This is a genomic window from Shimia aestuarii, assembly GCF_900114635.1.
GTDB lineage: Bacteria > Pseudomonadota > Alphaproteobacteria > Rhodobacterales > Rhodobacteraceae > Shimia > Shimia aestuarii.
This window is the reverse complement of the sequence record NZ_FOTQ01000001.1, coordinates 1,373,198-1,388,151: the sequence shown is the minus strand read 5'-3', so window position 1 is coordinate 1,388,151 and position 14,954 is coordinate 1,373,198. Positions and strand designations below refer to the sequence as shown.

Sequence of the window (14,954 nt, the reverse complement as noted above, 5' to 3'; positions counted from 1 at the left end):
GTCGTCGCGTGGGCTGGGCAAGTTTCCTTTCAGTCCGGGGAACACGACGGATTCACACGCCTTGTGATGACCCTGCCCGATGCTACGACGGAATGGGCATTGTCCGGGACAGGAGAAACCTATCTTGTCACCGTGGCGGACCCGGCGCTGAAAGTTGATGCTGGGTCTGTGTTCGGCCGTATTCGCCGTGACAGGTTGAAGGAGATCGTCGCCGATGAAGCCAAGGGTCAGATTCGACTGGTTCTGAATTGCAGATGCCAGATCAAAACCCGCATTCTAAAAGACCGCTACGTCGTTTTCGACATTCGTGATCGTGTCGCGAAAACCAACATCAGGCCAGACCGCTTTGTCTTTGAACTGGATCCGATTGAAATGGAGGTTACCCGCAGGTTCCGCTTTGCGGAAACTGGCGGTGGCATGCCCACTTATCCTTCGAAAGTAGAAGCGAAAGAGCGAATATCCGATATCGTGGAGGCTGCGACGGCTCCGGAAAGTGCCGTTGACAAGCAGAAAGCGCTCGCAACTGCACAATCCGAACTGTTTGAACAGATCGGGCGCGCGGCGACGCAATCGCTGTTGGAGCCGGTGCAGGTTTTGCCACAGAGGGCTTCGCAGAAGCCCGAGTCGGCTTCTTTTCTTCAGGAAACAACTGAACGGAATCCCGACAGGACTGGCGGAAAGGGCAACATGGCGGCCCACAATGCCATGGACGAGTTCCTTACTCTGCAAGAGGGTTTGTCCAGGGCGCTGGTGCCGGGTAGCAGATGTCTCCCGGAAGACGCTTTGGACATCGGAGCATGGGCCGACGACCGTACTATTGACGCGCAGGTCGCAGCGCTGCGGGGCAAACTTTACGGAGAATTTGACGCGATCAACCTTTCCGCCGCCCAAGAGCTGGCGCGTTTGTACGTCCATTTCACGTTCGGTGTGGAGGCCCGGCAAATCCTGAACATGGCGGCAGTTGATGATGCCTTGGTATTGCTGGAAATGTCCTATCTGGTTGAAGGATTGCCGCCGCAGACCAAGGTTTTTCAAGAGCAGGCTGAGTGCGCCGGGCCTTCCGCCTTGTGGGCGCTTTTGTCTGGCGCGCGCCTCAGCGAGGAACATGTCGTGACCAGTGTCGTGAACACTTTCAACAACATGCCTCGGCATCTGCGCGAACACCTTGGCGGGCGTCTGAGTGCCGCGCTTAATCGACAGGGACATATCGAAGCGGCAGAACTTGTTCTCAATGCTGTTGAACGTCTCAACGGCCCCAAGCCACCTGATTTTGGTGTTGCACAGGCGAAATTGGCGAGTGCCAAAGGCGATCACGACACAGCCAACGAAAAATTGAGGGAGGTTGTTGATAACAACTCGGAAATGTCATTGGACGCAATTGTTGATTTGATAGACCTCCACGTTAGGCAAGATCTGGCGCCGACCAGTGATACCATTGCCCTCGTTGGCGCGTTCGCTGTTGAGCACAAGCATACGCCCTATGGTCCAAAGCTGAGGCGCGCGCATTATCTGGCACGGTTGCAAGCGCGGGAACACGGCTCGGCATTGGATCTGCTGGAAGAAATTGAGAAACTGGATGATGCAAATACCGTTTCTGATTTGCGTGATATGTTGGGCCGGAGCCTGGTAGCACATGCGGATGACTTTGAATTTCTAGAACTGAGTGTTGGTCGTGGGCTGGTTGCGCCGGGTATGTTCTCCGAGCCGGTCGCGGTTTTGGTCGCGGAAAGACTGGTGGATCGCGGGTTCCTGCGGGAGGCTCGGCAACAGCTGCAAGCCGCTTTGCCAGGCATGAAATCTGATCGCCGGCGCCTGATAATGGCACGTATTGCCTTGGACGAAGGTTTGCCGCGCCGGGCCGAGGCAGAAATCCTCGGACTCAGCGGTCGGGACGCTGATGAACTTCGCGCGGCGGCGCGGGCCGCGGCGGGAGATCATTCCAAAGCGGCTGCCTTGCTCCAGGCGATTGGTGACATTCCTGCCGCAACGGAACAGGCGTGGCTTGGAGGCGATTGGCAGGCGCTGGCAGAGACAGAGTCTTATCAAAAACTGGCGCTCTTGAATGGTGAACCGATCGAGCCAGTCGTTTCGCATGACGGCGTCGAGCCATTGACAAATGGAATTCTTTCAAGAAATCGCGCTCTGCTTGACGAAAGTGTCGATGTCCGAAGCGTGATTGGAGAGCTGCTGGAAATGCACCCCGCTTCTCAGGCCGAAGGCAGCTGACGCTTACCGAATCTCAAGACATTCCCACTAGCCTTTCCATTGATATGCAAAAGGCGATCATGAAATTGGCAGGAAGAATGTGTCGGTCCACCCGTTCCATAGTTGGAACCAGAATCCGGTTGTTGGCATACTTCTGGATCTTTTTGGGTAGCTTTTGGTCCATGGAAGCCGCTGCACAAGAGGCATCAGACTCTGCTTTGTGTGACCGGGCCGCGCGCCTTGCTGCCATGGAAATGGGTGTTCCAGAGAACGTGATGCTCGCGATTACCCGTACGGAAACGGGGCGCAAAAGTGATGGCCGACTTTCGCCCTGGCCGTGGACCGTCAACATGGAAGGTAAGGGTATTTGGTTCGACACCCGCCAAAAGGCGCGCGCATATGCCGAACTGCGTTTTGAGCAGGGTGCTCGCAGCTTTGACATCGGTTGTTTCCAGATCAACCACCGTTGGCATGGCGAACACTTCACTTCGATCACCGCCATGTTCGACCCGATTGAGAATGCACGTTACGCCGCTGGATTCCTGTCCCGCCTCCACCTTGAAACGGGCGATTGGTCCAAGGCAGCTGCGGCTTATCACTCCCGCACGCCGGAATATGCGACGAAGTATGAAACGCGGTTCAATCGCATTTTTGCCGGACTCTCTGAAGGCGGAGCCGGTGAACAGCATGCGCTGCGATCAAAGGCCAATCTGCCGAAGACGACTTCAAGCGAAAATCATTTTCCGTTTCTGGTAAAGGGCAACAACCGCACCACGCCAGGGTCGCTTGTGCCTTTGAGGCAAGCCAGCACACGTCCGTTCATCCAGAGAGGCGGATAACATGAGTCGTGAAAACCTGCGCCTTCTGTTCAGTCCAACCATTTTGCTGGCCCTGGCATTGATGGCAATCATCGTGATGATGATCTTGCCCGTGCCGGCCTGGGTGCTTGACGTTGGTCTTGCCGGGTCCTTTGCCTTGGCAATTCTCATTTTCACGGTGACGCTTTTCATCGAGCGACCCTTGGATTTCTCGGCTTTCCCAACGGTGCTACTGGCCTCATTGATGCTGCGCCTGTCGCTTAATGTGTCGTCAACAAAGCTGATTATCGGTCAGGGTCATACCGGAACGCGCGCTGCAGGTGACGTGATCGAAGGGTTTGCAAACTTCGTCATGGGGGGAAGCGTCTTTCTCGGACTGGTGGTCTTCGGGGTGTTGCTGATCGTCAATTTCATGGTGATCACCAAGGGTGCGGCCCGAATGGCCGAAGTTGGGGCAAGGTTTGCCTTGGACGGCATGCCGGGCAAACAGCTGGCGATTGACAGTGACATGTCGGCGGGGGCCATCGACCATGGAGAAGCCAAGGCCAGGCGAGAACGCGAGCAACAGGAAACCACGTTTTTCGGTTCGCTTGATGGTGCCTCGAAATTCGTCAAAGGCGATGCCATTGCCGGTCTTCTGATCACCATGATGAATTTGGTAATGGGGCTTATCATGGGTGTCGCGGTGCATGGCATGCCAATGGGCCAGGCATTTGAAACATATGCAATTTTGACGGTTGGCGACGGGCTCGTCACACAGATTCCTGCCGTGATCATTTCGATCGCGTCTGCATTGCTTTTGGCCCGGGGCGGGGCCACTGGATCGACCGACCTGACTCTTGTGCGCCAACTGGGCAATTATCCCCCGGCACTGGTCGCGGTTTCCGTTTTGATGGTGTTGTTCGCCCTTGTTCCCGGGCTGCCGTTCTTGCCATTCATCTTCGGGGCGGCGATCCTGGGAGGAGCGGCATTCTATCTGCACCGCAACAAGACGTCTGACGACACAAGCGACAACGTCCCCTCACTGCCCGAAGGTCCACGGGAAAAGCCCATTGGGGATATTCTTGATCTTGATGACATTCACGTCGAATTCTCCCCTGATCTTGTCAACCTTGTTCTGGATACAGGAACGGGGCTCGACGCCCGCATCGCGAATATGCGGACCCACATTGCTGCGACCTATGGGCTGATAATGCCCGAAATTCGTTTGACCGACGCGCCTTCTTTGCCTCCGGGAACCTACGTTATTCGGGTGCAGGGTGTCGTCCAGGCCCGGGCGGAGCTTAAACCGGCCAAGGCCTTGGTTCTGATTTCGGAAGCGCCGGATGAATTGCCGGACGGACAGGATGTTAGCGAGCCGGTCTATGGCGCGCCTGCACGATGGATCGATTTGCGGGATCAGGAAAAGGCGGCCCTGTCCGGTGCGACGATCGTGGCCCCAGGAGAAGTGCTGGCAACGCATCTTCTCGAGACAACCAAGGATAATCTAAACCGGCTTCTGACCCTGAAATCTCTGCGGCGTATCCTGGATGAGATGGTTAATCTGAGCGATCCTGCACGTGCCGAAGCAAACCGGAAGATGTTGGATCAACTCATTCCGGAGAAGGTGCCGCTGGATTTGCTGCACCGGGTATTGCGCTTGCTTCTGGAAGAACAGGTATCCATCCGCAACATGCCCCTGATTCTGGAGGCCGTGGCCGAGGCGCGGCAGGTGCATGTTCTACCCGAGGCGATTTGCGAACACGTGCGGCAAAGGCTAGGTTTTCAGTTGGTTTCCGAGATGAAACGTGAAGACGGCACGATCCCGCTCGTTCAACTGGCTCCGGAATGGGAAGACACGTTCGCAAATTACCAGATCGACCGTGAAGGCGGCGGGTTGGACGTGGCGTTGCCCCCCGACATCTTCAACAAGCTGGCGCAGTCCATTTCCGACCGCATCACGGATGCAGGGGAACAGGGTCTGATTCCCGCCGTTGTTACCTCAACGCGCCGACGACGGTTCCTGCGAACCGTGTTGTTCGCAAAAGGTATTAGAAACCCGGTTCTGTCTTTTGAGGAAATTGGCCTTGAGGCACGGCCATCCCTGGTTGGGTTGGTTGCCGCATGATTGGGCAGGCACAGGCGTTTCTGAACCTCTCTCAGGACCTAGCCATTCACGGCTTTCTCGTGTTCTTGAGACTGGCAGCAGCGGTTTCCATTTTGCCTGCTTTTGGAGAAATGTCTGTGCCGGCGCGCGTGAAACTGGGCATCTCCGTCGCGTTCACCGGGATCGTGGCGCCGACCGTGCCAATCAGCGTCGAGTTCCTCGATTTGTCCGCTTTGATTGTGCTGATTGTGGCGGAAACCCTGAACGGGCTGTTGCTCGGCGTTGCAGTACGCATGTTTGTTTTTGTTCTGCAGACAGCGGGCGCCATTGCCGCCCAGTCCACTTCTTTGTCGCAGCTGCTCGGCAACACTGGAGGGGAGCCATTGCCGGCGATTGGACATGTCTTGGTGGTGTCCGGCCTGGCGCTGGCTGTCACGACGGGACTGCACGTACGGATTGCCGCCTATTTTGTAGCGTCCTATGACGTGTTGGCATTCGGGAAAATGCCGCCTGCGACGGTCCTGTCTCAGTGGGGGCTAGCGCAGGTGTCCAGCGCCTTCGCTATGGCGTTTCGTCTCGCGGCTCCATTCGTGATTGTCTCGGTTCTCTACAACATCACGTTGGGCGTCATAAACCGGGCCATGCCCCAACTGATGGTGGCGTTCATCGGGGCGCCCGCGATCACGGCGGGTGGCCTGGCGTTGCTGGCCCTTTTGTCGCCGGTTCTCCTGTCCGTGTGGCTGGCGGCGCTCGAAGACTTTCTTGCCACTCCGGGGATGGCGCCATGAGCGGACAGGACGACGACAGCGAAAAGTCTTTTGAACCGACGCCGCGCAAGCTTGAGGAGGCCCGCAGGAAGGGCGAGATCGCCAAATCTGCTGATTTTTCCGTGGCTGCAGGATATGCGGGCATGTTTTTCACCCTGTCAGTCCTTGGTGTTGCCGCAGTCGCACATACGGGCGAGGCTTTGACCGTGCTTTTGGATCAGGCTCACAATATTGCGCCGCTTGTCTTCGAAGGCCACCCCGCGACGGTCTTTGGCGGGATCCTGAAGAATCTGCTCTGGTCGCTTTCGCCGCTGTTCGTTTTGCCTGCAACTGCTGTTTTGCTCAGCCTGTTCGCGCAGCGCGCTATTCTTTTCACCCCGTCAAAACTCGCCATGAAACCAAACCGCATCAGTCTTGTGCAGAACGCACGGAACAAATTTGGCAGGGGCGGACTCTTCGAGTTCGCAAAAGGGTTTGCCAAGCTTCTGATTTATTCGATTTGCCTTGGTTTTTTCCTGCGTGCCAACCTCGACAAGATGGCGAGCACGGTTCTGGCCGACCCGGCAATGGCGGCAGCGATGCTGGCAGAGTTGCTGATAAGCCTTCTTCTGGTGGTTACGCTGGTGGCGTCCGTTTTGGGCGTGATCGATTATCTCTGGCAACGCCAGGAGCACATCCGCAAGAACATGATGACGCGCAAGGAAATGATGGACGAAAGCAAGGAGGCTGAGGGGGATCCCTACATCAAACAGAGCCGTCGGCAGAAGGCACAGGCAATCGCAAGCAACCAGATGTTGGCAGATGTCCCGAGTGCGGACGTGGTGATCGTGAACCCGACCCACTACGCTGTGGCGCTGAAATGGAGTCGAAAACCCGGCGAAGCGCCAATTTGCGTGGCCAAGGGAACCGATGAAATCGCGCGCCGTATCCGTGACGCAGCACAGGCGGCGGCCGTTCCGATCAGAAGCGATCCCCCGACAGCGCGCGCCCTTTTTGCCACGGTGGATATTGGTCAGGAAATTCCGGGTGAACTCTATCGGCCGGTGGCCACGGCGATCCGGTTTGCCGAAGCGATGCGCATGAAGATGAGGTCGCAGCTATGAAGGAAGAACAACTCGCGCAACTGCATGAAGTGGCTCAGGCGAAGTACGACGCTTCACAGGCAAAACTGGCGGCGATCACGGCCGAAGAAAGGCGCCTGCGGGACCTGCTCGCCAATTTGACGCGCGATCAGGAAATCGGGCGTGGCGCATTGATCGCCGACAGCGCGTTCAGGGCGGTTCGCGGCGATCAGGCTTGGAATAGCTGGGTTGGGAATAGACGGGCGGTGCTCAATCTTCAATTGGCGCGGCTACTCGTGGTCAGAGAAACCGCCATGACAGAGGTGCAGGGGGCCTTTGGCAAGGCGGACGTTTTGGGGAAACTCTTGTCAGAACAGAGACTGTCACGGCGCAAAAGCCGAGAGGCCGCCGCATTGGAGGCAGCCATGCAGGTGAGGTTACTCGGCTGAGGTTTGGTCACACATCCTGGCGCGCTATATCAACAATCAACACGCTGGACACACGGTTGCCCGAGACGGACCGGGCGACATCGCTGAGCGTGTTGCGCAGAATGTCAAGCTTGCTCGAATTGGTGAAAGCCCCCTTGAACCCGCCCGCGTTGGCGTGATCGAACATGACCTGCAAAAGCGCGTCTCGCAGTTTTGGCTCCTGCGCGAAAATCGCCTCGCGGTCGCCCGCGCCGACCTCCAATGACAGGGAAACAAGAACAAGCGACGTAACCATTTCGTCGACAACCACCGGCACGACGAACTGGTTGGTCAGTTTGACATATTCCCTTGTCGACGCCTCGACCGGTTCGGGAACGCTCTCGGTGGTCACGGGTGTCGCATGATCGGCAACGCATGGCACAGCGGCCTCTTCGGTGGCAGGTTCGGGGCGCAGGAAAAGGCCGGCGCCAATCCCGGCGCCAATCCCGATAAGTGCCAGCAGCACAGGAAGGAGCTTTTTCATTCGCGCCTCCTCAGAACGGCATGATCACGTCAAGAATCTGTTGGCCGTACCGCGGTTGTTGCACGTCCGTGATCTGACCTCTTCCACCATAGGACACACGCGCCGAGGCGATCTTGTCATAGGTGATTTCGTTCTGTCTCGAGATATCCTCGGGCCGCACGAAACCGGAAACCAGCAGTTCCCGAAGTTCGAAATTCACGCGCAGTTCCTGGCTGCCCTCGATCGCCAAAATCCCGTTTGGCAGAACATCCACCACCGTGGCCGCGACCCGTAAGGTGAGCTCCTCGCTCCGGCGCACGGACCCGTCGCCGGTGCTGTTGCTGGTCGAATCCAGCGAAACGGCGGGGTTGGTTGAGGCGCCGGCAGGGAGTTCCGGCGTTAGCCTTTGAGGTAATCCAAGCAGGTGCGGTACACCAAGGTGTTCTGACCCGCTTCTGCTGCGAGAGGTTTCGTTGTTGATTTTGGCCTCTTCGTCGATCTCGATGACGACCGTCATGATGTCCCCGCGGCGCATGGCGCGACGGTCTCCGAGCAGGGATTGCCGGTTCCGGCTCCAAAGTGACGCTTCTTCGGTTCGCCGCTTCTGCAAAAGCGTTGGCGGAAGCGGTGGGTTCATCATCGCATAGTGTTCCTGGTTGTTGACGGTCGGTGTGAAACTCGGAGCCTTGCCGACATGATCAAGGCGGGCACATGCGGCAAGCGTGAGGCCGGCCACGAGCGTCAGATAAATCTGGGCTTTCATGAAGTTTCCTTTCAATTTGAAACGCTTACCGAGCCATCTGGCATCACTGTGCCGCTCACAGTATTTCGCGAAGATAGGTTCATGACGCGGGCGCGTTCGCCTACGCCCGCACGAGACAGCGACCGCCCCTCGGCCCGGATGGTCAGGCCGTGCGTGACGAAAGTCACCACGACGATCTGGTTGCGTTCGATCAGGGCGGGTGTTCCCACATCTGCCAGACGCACAGGGCGCCCGGCATAGATGGTCGTTCGGGCTTCGAAGCCGATGACTTCGGAAAGGTTTGAGTGCACGCCCGGTGTTGTTCCATCCCTGAGGGCAACTGCTTTGGCCGGGATGATCGACGTGGCGCGGATGGTTTGCGTGGCCACAACCATGTCCGCTTGCGCCATTTGAGCCAACAGCAACGCCAGTGTCATGCAGAGAAAACGCATCACCGCACCTGGGTTGTGGCAGCCATCATCTGATCCGCGGCGGAAATGACCTTGGCGTTGAGTTCGTATCCACGCTGGGCTTCGATCAGCTCGGTGACTTCCCGCACGGCATCAACCGAGCTGTCCTCAAGATACCCCTGGCGCAGAACGCCGAGTCCATCCTCGCCCGGGTTGCCCAGAATTGGCGCGCCAGAGGCCTCAGTTTCAAGAAACATGTTGCTTCCAATCGCTTCGAGTCCCTTGGCGTTGGCGAAACTGGTCAGGGTGAATTGACCGAGAAGCTGTGCTTCGGCGGATTCGTCGAAATAGGCATAGACCTCTCCGTCGGGATTGATCGAGATGCTGCGCGCGTCGGCAGGGATGGTGATTTCCGGCGAAACGCCGAAGCCATCGGATGTGACGATCAACCCGTCGGCACTTCGCTTGAGCGCCCCGTCACGTGTATAGCCCGATTGTCCGGATGGCAGCTCAACCTCAAGATACCCGAGTCCTTCGATCGCAAGATCAAGATCGCCGCCCGTTTGCGACAGCGACCCTTGGGAAAGATGGACATTGATGGCGGCGGGGCGGACACCCAGCCCGACCTGAACCCCGGTCGGCAAAACCGAACCGTCCGACGCGCTGATCGCACCTGCCCGCGACACCTGTTGATAGTGCAGGTCAGCGAATTCCGCGCGCCGCGCGTTGTATCCGGTGGTCGACATGTTGGCGAGGTTGTTCGAGATGGTTTCGACCCGCAATTGCTGGGCGCTCATACCGGTGGCGGCGATTTTCAGGGCACGCATCGGCGTTCTCCTTGATGTTAGCGAATGAAAGTTTTGAGAGCCGAGCGAATGCGTTCGTTCTCTGCGTCAAGAAAGCTCTGACCCATTTCATAGGCGCGCTGCACTTCGATCATGCGGGACAGCTGACCAATGGTGTCCACGTTCGAGCTTTCCAGAAAACCCTGCACGACACGGCTGGTTTCAACGGGCTCGACGTCCCCAGAGGCGTCAAACATCACGCCGCCCACGCGCTTGAGTGAAAGCGGGTCAACAGGCGAAAACACCCCGATCTGGGCGATTGGCTGACCGCCGACCGACAGGGTACCGTCGGAGGCCATGTCAATTCCCTTGGCATCGGGTGGGATGAAAATCGGGGTTTCGCCGGAATCCAGCACCTTGAAGCCATCCGGCGTCACGAGATCCCCATCGCCATTTGCGGCGAAACTCCCGGCCCTCGTAAGCCGTTCTCCATCAGGCGTTTCCACCATGAAAAACCCGTCACCTTCGATTGCGAAATCAAACGTGCCGCTGGTGCGGGTCAATGTGCCCTGTGCCATCGACATGCTGGGCAGGTTGGCGACCGCCATCGACAGGCTTTCGGTGTTTGGCGCGGTCTTGATGTATTCGGTGAACGTCACGCCAGCCTGACGAAACCCGGTTGTGGAGGCATTGGCGATGTTGTTGGCTAGAACGGACATCTCGCGTGTCAGCCCGGCCTGGCGTGTCAGCGTGGTATAAACGGCATTGTCCATTGTCAGCCTCCTATGATCAGGGGGATCAGGTGATCCTGAAAGAATGAGACGAGGGTCTGGCTCATGAACCCCATCGACGCCCAGAACACGATCACGATGGCCAGCAGCTTGGGCACGAAGGTGAGGGTCATTTCCTGGATCGACGTCAGCGCCTGCAACAGGCCGACCGTCACACCGGCCAGAAGCGCCACGGCGAGGATAGGGACCGAGATGATCACCGCGATCCACAGCCCTTGCCGCAGGGTGTCAAAGAAAAGGGCTTCGTCCAGCATCAGACCGGCATTCGCAGGATTTCCTGGTAGGCTTCGACAACCTTGTTGCGCACTGTTATCGCCGTTTCGACGGCCAGTTCGGTCTGCGCCAGCGCTTGGACGAGCGCGTGCGGGTCAGCGTCCCCTGTCATGGATTGCATGGCAACTTGCTCGCCTTCCCGCAGCGTCGCGGCAAAATCTTTCCCAAGGCTTGCAAGCGTCCCCCCGCCTTCTCCGGGGCGTGGTTCCGTGGCAGGTTTGGAGGCCGTGTATTTCTGGGCGGCCGTGACGGATCGGATATCCATTCTGGTTCTCCTTTATCTGCGCAAAAGATCCATCAGAGAGGCGGACATCTGCCGCGTCTGATCGAACATTTTCAGGTTGGCTTCATAGCTGCGCTGCGCCTCTCGGGCGTCTGCAATCTCGAGGATCAGGTCCACGTTGGACCCCTGGTAATGGCCGCTTTCGTCGGCCATCGGGTGCGCGGGATCAAAGATGCGCTTGGGATCTTTCTGATCCAGCTGAACCCGCCCGACGCTGACACCGGGCGCGTTCGGGTTGATTTCGAAGGCTACGGTCTTGCGACGGTAGCCCGGCGTGTCGGCATTTGCGATATTTTCCGAAACGTGCCGCAAGCGCGCGGCCTGGGCGCGGAGCCCGCTGCTGGTCACAGAGAGTGCGGATGAAAAATCACTCATGGGTCAACCTTTCTGGTTCAGATCACTGGCGGCCAAGCGACGTGCGCAGGACCTTCAGCGACGACTTGTAGATCGCCAGCGCGCGGTCATGCTGCCGTTTGACGTTCACGGCCTTGATCATCTCTTCTTCTAGGGAAACACCGTTGCCATTCGGAGAGGTATGCCCTTTTGCATCCTCAGGGCGTATGGCGGCTGGTTCCAGCGTGCTGCCGAAATGCCCGGGCCGCGTGGTGTGCATGCGGGCAGTGGATCGATGGTGCCCGACGATGTCCTCGAATTCGGGCAGGACGCGCGCGGCATAACCGGGGGTGTCGGCATTGGCGATATTGCGGGCCACGACGGCCTGCTGCCTGGCGGCATGTGACGCCATGGCATGTGAGATCTTGAAAACCTCAAGCGATTTGAACATCGGGGCTTCTCCCTCGAACAGCTTAAATCAAGGCTTAACCCTGATTCCTTTAGAAATTGTTTTCAGGAATGAATTGGAGGACCGCATGACTGCTTTGGATATCGCCTCGCTCGGAGCAGAGCTTCGTTTTGCGCGCCCAGTGCGGGAGATCGGTCGGGTTTGTGCGGTTGAGGGCAACTTGTTGCGCGTTCGTGGCCTTGGCGCGACGTGCAGCATCGGAGATGTTCTGCGTGTCTGGCTGCGAGATGGCACTCTGCTCACCGGTGAAGTCATCCAGCTTCACGGGGAAGAATTGACCGTTCTGCCCAATGCCGCACCGGACGGGGTTTCGATCGGCGATCGGGTTGCTTTGCGCCACCAAACCGGAATCGCGCCAACTGATGCGTGGATCGGGCGCATTGTAGATCCCTATGGCGTGCCCCTGGATGGTGCGCCTCTCTTGCGCGGGCCGGATCCCCGCCCGCTCAAGGCCAGCCCGCCGCCGCCGGCGGCGCGGCGGGCCATGGGCAGGCGACTTGAAACCGGAATGGCGGTGTTCAACACGCTTCTTCCCATCGTGCAGGGACAACGGCTGGGGCTTTTTGCCGGTTCGGGGGTTGGAAAATCCAGCCTGATGGGGCGGTTTGCACAACAGATGCAGGCCGACGTCGTGGTGATCGCCCTGATTGGGGAACGCGGGCGCGAATTGCGCGATTTTGTCGAAAATGTCCTTGGCAAAGAGGGGCTGGCCCATTCTGTCGTGATCGCCGCGACCTCGGATCAGTCTCCGCTTGTGCGGCGGCGCTGTGCATGGGCGGCCATGGCGGTGGCGGAACATTTTCGAGATCAGGGGCGACACGTGCTTTTTTTGGCGGACTCGATCACCCGTTTTGCCGAAGCCCACCGCGAGGTTGCCGTTGCTGCGGGCGAGATGCCGGCATTGCGGGGGTACCCACCTTCCACCTCGCACCTGATCATGTCCTTATGTGAACGCGCCGGCCCCGGACAGATGGGGCAGGGGGATATCACCGGTATCTTCAGCGTTCTGGTCGCCGGGTCGGATATGGAAGAGCCGATTGCCGACATTCTCCGGGGTGTTCTGGACGGGCATGTGGTACTCGACCGAAAGATTGCCGAACGCGGGCGTTTCCCGGCGATCGATCTTCTGCGCTCTGTCTCAAGAAGCCTGCCTGCTGCAGCGACGGAAAAAGAAAATGATCTGATCTCCGGAGCGCGGAGACTTCTGGGGGCCTACGATCAATCGGCGACCATGATTCGCGCAGGGCTCTACAGCGAAGGTACTGATCCATTGTTAGACAACGCCATTCGGGCCTGGCCAGAGCTGGACGCCTTTCTCGGCGAAAAGCGGGGCATGACCACGACAGATTCTTTTGCAAAATTGGGTCTGATCATACGGCGTGCCGGGGCGGGAATGCCGCAAGGCACCTGATGTCTAGAACTGCAGCAGGGTCAGAGCAATCTGCCCGCCATTCATGCTCTGCCCGGTGTCCAGCTGTGACATGACCAGATACCGTTCCACGAGTTTTTCCCTTGCGGCTTCCGATGTGAACTGGCTTATCTCACCGTCCCCGAAGGCGCTGTTCAACCGGTCCCGGAATTCCTCCTTCTGCTTGTCGAGGTCCAGCTGCGCGAAGGAGGCTGGAAGACCAAGCGCGGTTTCCATAACCTTGCGCAGCGGGGGCGAGCCCATGACCGAATACCACTTGGCATCGTCGCTGCGTCCTGTTGAAGAAACCTCCTCGAGTTCGCGGATCGCGTTCATGGCGAGGCGCATCGTGTCCTCTTGGTTTCCAACCGCGATTTCGAATTGGCGCGCACGATAGGCCGAGACGATTTTCTCCCCGAAATCGGAGATCTTGGTCGAAGGTGTCGCGAAATCGCCGAAGCCGAACGCCTTGGAAAGCTTGGAGTAACGCGAGTCGGCAAGCTTGTTGGCCAGCGCATCACTCTTGAGGGTGCCTTCCTCCAGGATCTTCTGAATGAAAAACCGGTTGTCGATATCTGCATCCAGACCAAAGGCGCCAAGCGCAACCCGCAGCAACCGCCGGTCCGCGACCAACTGTTCTGCGCTCTCGATTTTTCTAATGTTTTCAGAAAAATACGCCGTGTCGCGCTGAAGCATTGGCGATGTGTTGAACGTATCGGTCTGGGCCGGCAGAGTTCGCTTCAGAAACGCCCACCCCGCCAAACCGCTCCCCGCGACAACCGGCTGAAAACTCATGACCTGCGCGCGGCGGCAAGCAGCCGCTCCTCTCTTGGCAGCAGTGCCCGCAAGGCTTTCAGGCCCTGATAATGTTGCCCCTCAAGAATGGCCGTGGTGGTCAGCGTCAGTTGCTGACGGCTGTCGATATCCGTCAGGACCTGGCTCAGTTCCTCGATACGCCGCAGCAGGTTGAGCTCGACCTCCTTGGGATCGGAATCGCCTGACAGAACCAGTTGCAGTGCATAACAGGCGCGCTTCACGGGGGTATCTGCTTCATAGGGGTGGATGGCGTCACGCAACCGCAGGATATGGGCGTTTGGCGTCATAATGGACAACCGGCTGCGTCGATCACCGTTCTCGATAACGGCGCCGTTCACGAGAACCCGCTCTTTCGGGCTGAGTTTGAGGACAAGACCGCTCATGCCGCTTTCTCCCCGCTGCGAAGGCCGCGCAAGATGGCGGTGTTGATTTCGAGCAATGGCCGTACCGAGGCGCGCCCAGCAAGCACTTTGCCACTATGATGATTGGTGAATTCCGCAAGATAAAACAACTGCGCGCGCAAGGATTCTGGCAGCCCATTGTCTGAATCCGCCACGTCGGTGGCCAGCAGCGTCCAGAGTTGCCGGTTTTCATGCACCGCCTCGGCAAGAGCGGCAAAGCCGGGTTTCCCCTTCTGAGCGGCGGATTTGAGGCGGTGGGTGATCCTTGCGATCACGTCATATTCAAGTTTGCGGGGTGTTCTTGTCGGCGCGGAAGCGCGGGAATAGCCCCGCTGCGCAAGCGTATTCGGAGTCACATTCTGTCCTTCCTGTGGTC

At 58.3% G+C, this 14,954-nt stretch carries 19 protein-coding genes; 7 read left to right on the top strand and 12 right to left on the bottom strand.

Translation table 11 applies throughout. The annotated features are described in order from the left end of the window. The first annotated feature begins 66 nt into the window (after window positions 1-66). Genes BMZ35_RS06845 through BMZ35_RS06820 form a run of 6 tightly spaced genes read left to right on the top strand, consistent with a single transcriptional unit; the run spans window position 67 to window position 7,386 of the window. Window positions 67-2,226 carry a hypothetical protein gene (locus BMZ35_RS06845; RefSeq protein ID WP_131814339.1) on the top strand — a complete coding sequence of 720 codons (2,160 nt, stop codon included), beginning with the start codon at window positions 67-69 and terminating at the stop codon, window positions 2,224-2,226. A gap of 44 nt (window positions 2,227-2,270) precedes the next feature. After that, complete coding sequence (locus BMZ35_RS06840) at window positions 2,271-3,044, top strand: transglycosylase SLT domain-containing protein (RefSeq protein ID WP_341350625.1); 774 nt, start codon at window positions 2,271-2,273, stop codon at window positions 3,042-3,044. 1 nt (window position 3,045) lies between these two features. After that, complete coding sequence (gene flhA, locus BMZ35_RS06835) at window positions 3,046-5,130, top strand: flagellar biosynthesis protein FlhA (RefSeq protein WP_093092085.1); 2,085 nt, start codon at window positions 3,046-3,048, stop codon at window positions 5,128-5,130. Next, window positions 5,127-5,897: a flagellar biosynthetic protein FliR gene (locus BMZ35_RS06830; protein ID WP_093092083.1), complete on the top strand. Its 771-nt coding sequence runs from the start codon at window positions 5,127-5,129 to the stop codon at window positions 5,895-5,897. The genes flhA and BMZ35_RS06830 overlap by 4 nt, the downstream gene beginning before the upstream one ends. Next, window positions 5,894-6,979 (top strand): EscU/YscU/HrcU family type III secretion system export apparatus switch protein, encoded by a 1,086-nt coding sequence (locus BMZ35_RS06825; protein WP_093092081.1) that lies wholly within the window; start codon window positions 5,894-5,896, stop codon window positions 6,977-6,979. Before BMZ35_RS06830 ends, BMZ35_RS06825 begins: the two co-directional genes overlap by 4 nt. Then, a complete protein-coding gene (locus tag BMZ35_RS06820) occupies window positions 6,976-7,386 on the top strand; it encodes a hypothetical protein (protein WP_093092079.1) in 411 nt (136 codons plus the stop codon). Before BMZ35_RS06825 ends, BMZ35_RS06820 begins: the two co-directional genes overlap by 4 nt. A 7-nt stretch (window positions 7,387-7,393) precedes the next feature. On the opposite strand, the gene BMZ35_RS06815 is transcribed toward BMZ35_RS06820, so the two are convergent. Genes BMZ35_RS06815 through BMZ35_RS06775 form a run of 9 tightly spaced genes read right to left on the bottom strand, consistent with a single transcriptional unit; the run spans window position 7,394 to window position 11,935 of the window. Next, window positions 7,394-7,888, bottom strand: a complete 495-nt coding sequence (locus tag BMZ35_RS06815) for a flagellar basal body-associated protein FliL (RefSeq protein WP_093092077.1) — start codon at window positions 7,886-7,888, stop codon at window positions 7,394-7,396. Window positions 7,889-7,898: 10 nt separating this feature from the next. After that, the gene (flgH, locus tag BMZ35_RS06810) at window positions 7,899-8,630 is read right to left on the bottom strand and encodes a flagellar basal body L-ring protein FlgH (RefSeq protein WP_093092075.1); all 732 of its coding nucleotides are present in this window, start codon (window positions 8,628-8,630) and stop codon (window positions 7,899-7,901) included. A gap of 11 nt (window positions 8,631-8,641) precedes the next feature. After that, a complete protein-coding gene (flgA, locus tag BMZ35_RS06805) occupies window positions 8,642-9,061 on the bottom strand; it encodes a flagellar basal body P-ring formation chaperone FlgA (RefSeq protein WP_165610024.1) in 420 nt (139 codons plus the stop codon). After that, complete coding sequence (flgG, locus tag BMZ35_RS06800) at window positions 9,061-9,846, bottom strand: flagellar basal-body rod protein FlgG (protein WP_093092073.1); 786 nt, start codon at window positions 9,844-9,846, stop codon at window positions 9,061-9,063. The genes flgA and flgG overlap by 1 nt, the downstream gene beginning before the upstream one ends. A 17-nt stretch (window positions 9,847-9,863) precedes the next feature. Further along, complete coding sequence (locus BMZ35_RS06795; RefSeq protein WP_093092071.1) at window positions 9,864-10,577, bottom strand: flagellar hook-basal body complex protein; 714 nt, start codon at window positions 10,575-10,577, stop codon at window positions 9,864-9,866. Between the two features lie 2 nt (window positions 10,578-10,579). After that, entirely contained in the window at window positions 10,580-10,849 is a 270-nt protein-coding gene (locus BMZ35_RS06790) for a flagellar biosynthetic protein FliQ (protein ID WP_093092069.1), read from the bottom strand. Beyond that, entirely contained in the window at window positions 10,849-11,133 is a 285-nt protein-coding gene (fliE, locus tag BMZ35_RS06785) for a flagellar hook-basal body complex protein FliE (protein WP_093092067.1), read from the bottom strand. Before fliE ends, BMZ35_RS06790 begins: the two co-directional genes overlap by 1 nt. 12 nt (window positions 11,134-11,145) lie before the next feature. Next, window positions 11,146-11,526, bottom strand: a complete 381-nt coding sequence (gene flgC, locus BMZ35_RS06780; protein WP_093092065.1) for a flagellar basal body rod protein FlgC — start codon at window positions 11,524-11,526, stop codon at window positions 11,146-11,148. A gap of 22 nt (window positions 11,527-11,548) precedes the next feature. Continuing rightward, window positions 11,549-11,935 (bottom strand): FlgB family protein, encoded by a 387-nt coding sequence (locus BMZ35_RS06775; protein WP_093092064.1) that lies wholly within the window; start codon window positions 11,933-11,935, stop codon window positions 11,549-11,551. A gap of 85 nt (window positions 11,936-12,020) precedes the next feature. On the opposite strand from BMZ35_RS06775, the gene BMZ35_RS06770 reads away from it, so the two are divergent. Continuing rightward, window positions 12,021-13,364, top strand: a complete 1,344-nt coding sequence (locus BMZ35_RS06770) for a FliI/YscN family ATPase (RefSeq protein WP_093092062.1) — start codon at window positions 12,021-12,023, stop codon at window positions 13,362-13,364. Window positions 13,365-13,367: 3 nt separating this feature from the next. On the opposite strand, the gene BMZ35_RS06765 is transcribed toward BMZ35_RS06770, so the two are convergent. The 3 genes from BMZ35_RS06765 to flaF are packed head-to-tail and all read right to left on the bottom strand — an operon-like array spanning window position 13,368 to window position 14,934. Further along, on the bottom strand, window positions 13,368-14,156 hold the full coding sequence (locus BMZ35_RS06765; RefSeq protein WP_093092060.1) for a DUF1217 domain-containing protein: 789 nt from the start codon (window positions 14,154-14,156) through the stop codon (window positions 13,368-13,370). Next, on the bottom strand, window positions 14,153-14,560 hold the full coding sequence (gene flbT, locus BMZ35_RS06760; protein WP_093092059.1) for a flagellar biosynthesis repressor FlbT: 408 nt from the start codon (window positions 14,558-14,560) through the stop codon (window positions 14,153-14,155). Before flbT ends, BMZ35_RS06765 begins: the two co-directional genes overlap by 4 nt. Next, window positions 14,557-14,934: a flagellar biosynthesis regulator FlaF gene (gene flaF, locus BMZ35_RS06755; RefSeq protein WP_093092057.1), complete on the bottom strand. Its 378-nt coding sequence runs from the start codon at window positions 14,932-14,934 to the stop codon at window positions 14,557-14,559. Before flaF ends, flbT begins: the two co-directional genes overlap by 4 nt. Window positions 14,935-14,954: the final 20 nt, after the last annotated feature.

Bases quoted from the DNA above. Each gene is read 5' to 3' on its own strand.
- flgA (WP_165610024.1), bottom strand. From the start codon at position 9,061: ATGCGTTTTCTCTGCATGACACTGGCGTTGCTGTTGGCTCAAATGGCG.
- BMZ35_RS06765 (WP_093092060.1), bottom strand. From the start codon at position 14,156: ATGAGTTTTCAGCCGGTTGTCGCGGGGAGCGGTTTGGCGGGGTGGGCG.
- flhA (WP_093092085.1), top strand. From the start codon at position 3,046: ATGAGTCGTGAAAACCTGCGCCTTCTGTTCAGTCCAACCATTTTGCTG.
- BMZ35_RS06790 (WP_093092069.1), bottom strand. From the start codon at position 10,849: ATGCTGGACGAAGCCCTTTTCTTTGACACCCTGCGGCAAGGGCTGTGG.
- BMZ35_RS06820 (WP_093092079.1), top strand. From the start codon at position 6,976: ATGAAGGAAGAACAACTCGCGCAACTGCATGAAGTGGCTCAGGCGAAG.
- flgG (WP_093092073.1), bottom strand. From the start codon at position 9,846: ATGCGTGCCCTGAAAATCGCCGCCACCGGTATGAGCGCCCAGCAATTG.
- flgC (WP_093092065.1), bottom strand. From the start codon at position 11,526: ATGAGTGATTTTTCATCCGCACTCTCTGTGACCAGCAGCGGGCTCCGC.
- BMZ35_RS06795 (WP_093092071.1), bottom strand. From the start codon at position 10,577: ATGGACAATGCCGTTTATACCACGCTGACACGCCAGGCCGGGCTGACA.
- flgH (WP_093092075.1), bottom strand. From the start codon at position 8,630: ATGAAAGCCCAGATTTATCTGACGCTCGTGGCCGGCCTCACGCTTGCC.
- BMZ35_RS06770 (WP_093092062.1), top strand. From the start codon at position 12,021: ATGACTGCTTTGGATATCGCCTCGCTCGGAGCAGAGCTTCGTTTTGCG.
- BMZ35_RS06825 (WP_093092081.1), top strand. From the start codon at position 5,894: ATGAGCGGACAGGACGACGACAGCGAAAAGTCTTTTGAACCGACGCCG.
- flbT (WP_093092059.1), bottom strand. From the start codon at position 14,560: ATGAGCGGTCTTGTCCTCAAACTCAGCCCGAAAGAGCGGGTTCTCGTG.
- BMZ35_RS06845 (WP_131814339.1), top strand. From the start codon at position 67: ATGACCCTGCCCGATGCTACGACGGAATGGGCATTGTCCGGGACAGGA.
- BMZ35_RS06775 (WP_093092064.1), bottom strand. From the start codon at position 11,935: ATGTTCAAATCGCTTGAGGTTTTCAAGATCTCACATGCCATGGCGTCA.
- fliE (WP_093092067.1), bottom strand. From the start codon at position 11,133: ATGGATATCCGATCCGTCACGGCCGCCCAGAAATACACGGCCTCCAAA.
- BMZ35_RS06815 (WP_093092077.1), bottom strand. From the start codon at position 7,888: ATGAAAAAGCTCCTTCCTGTGCTGCTGGCACTTATCGGGATTGGCGCC.
- BMZ35_RS06840 (WP_341350625.1), top strand. From the start codon at position 2,271: ATGCAAAAGGCGATCATGAAATTGGCAGGAAGAATGTGTCGGTCCACC.
- BMZ35_RS06830 (WP_093092083.1), top strand. From the start codon at position 5,127: ATGATTGGGCAGGCACAGGCGTTTCTGAACCTCTCTCAGGACCTAGCC.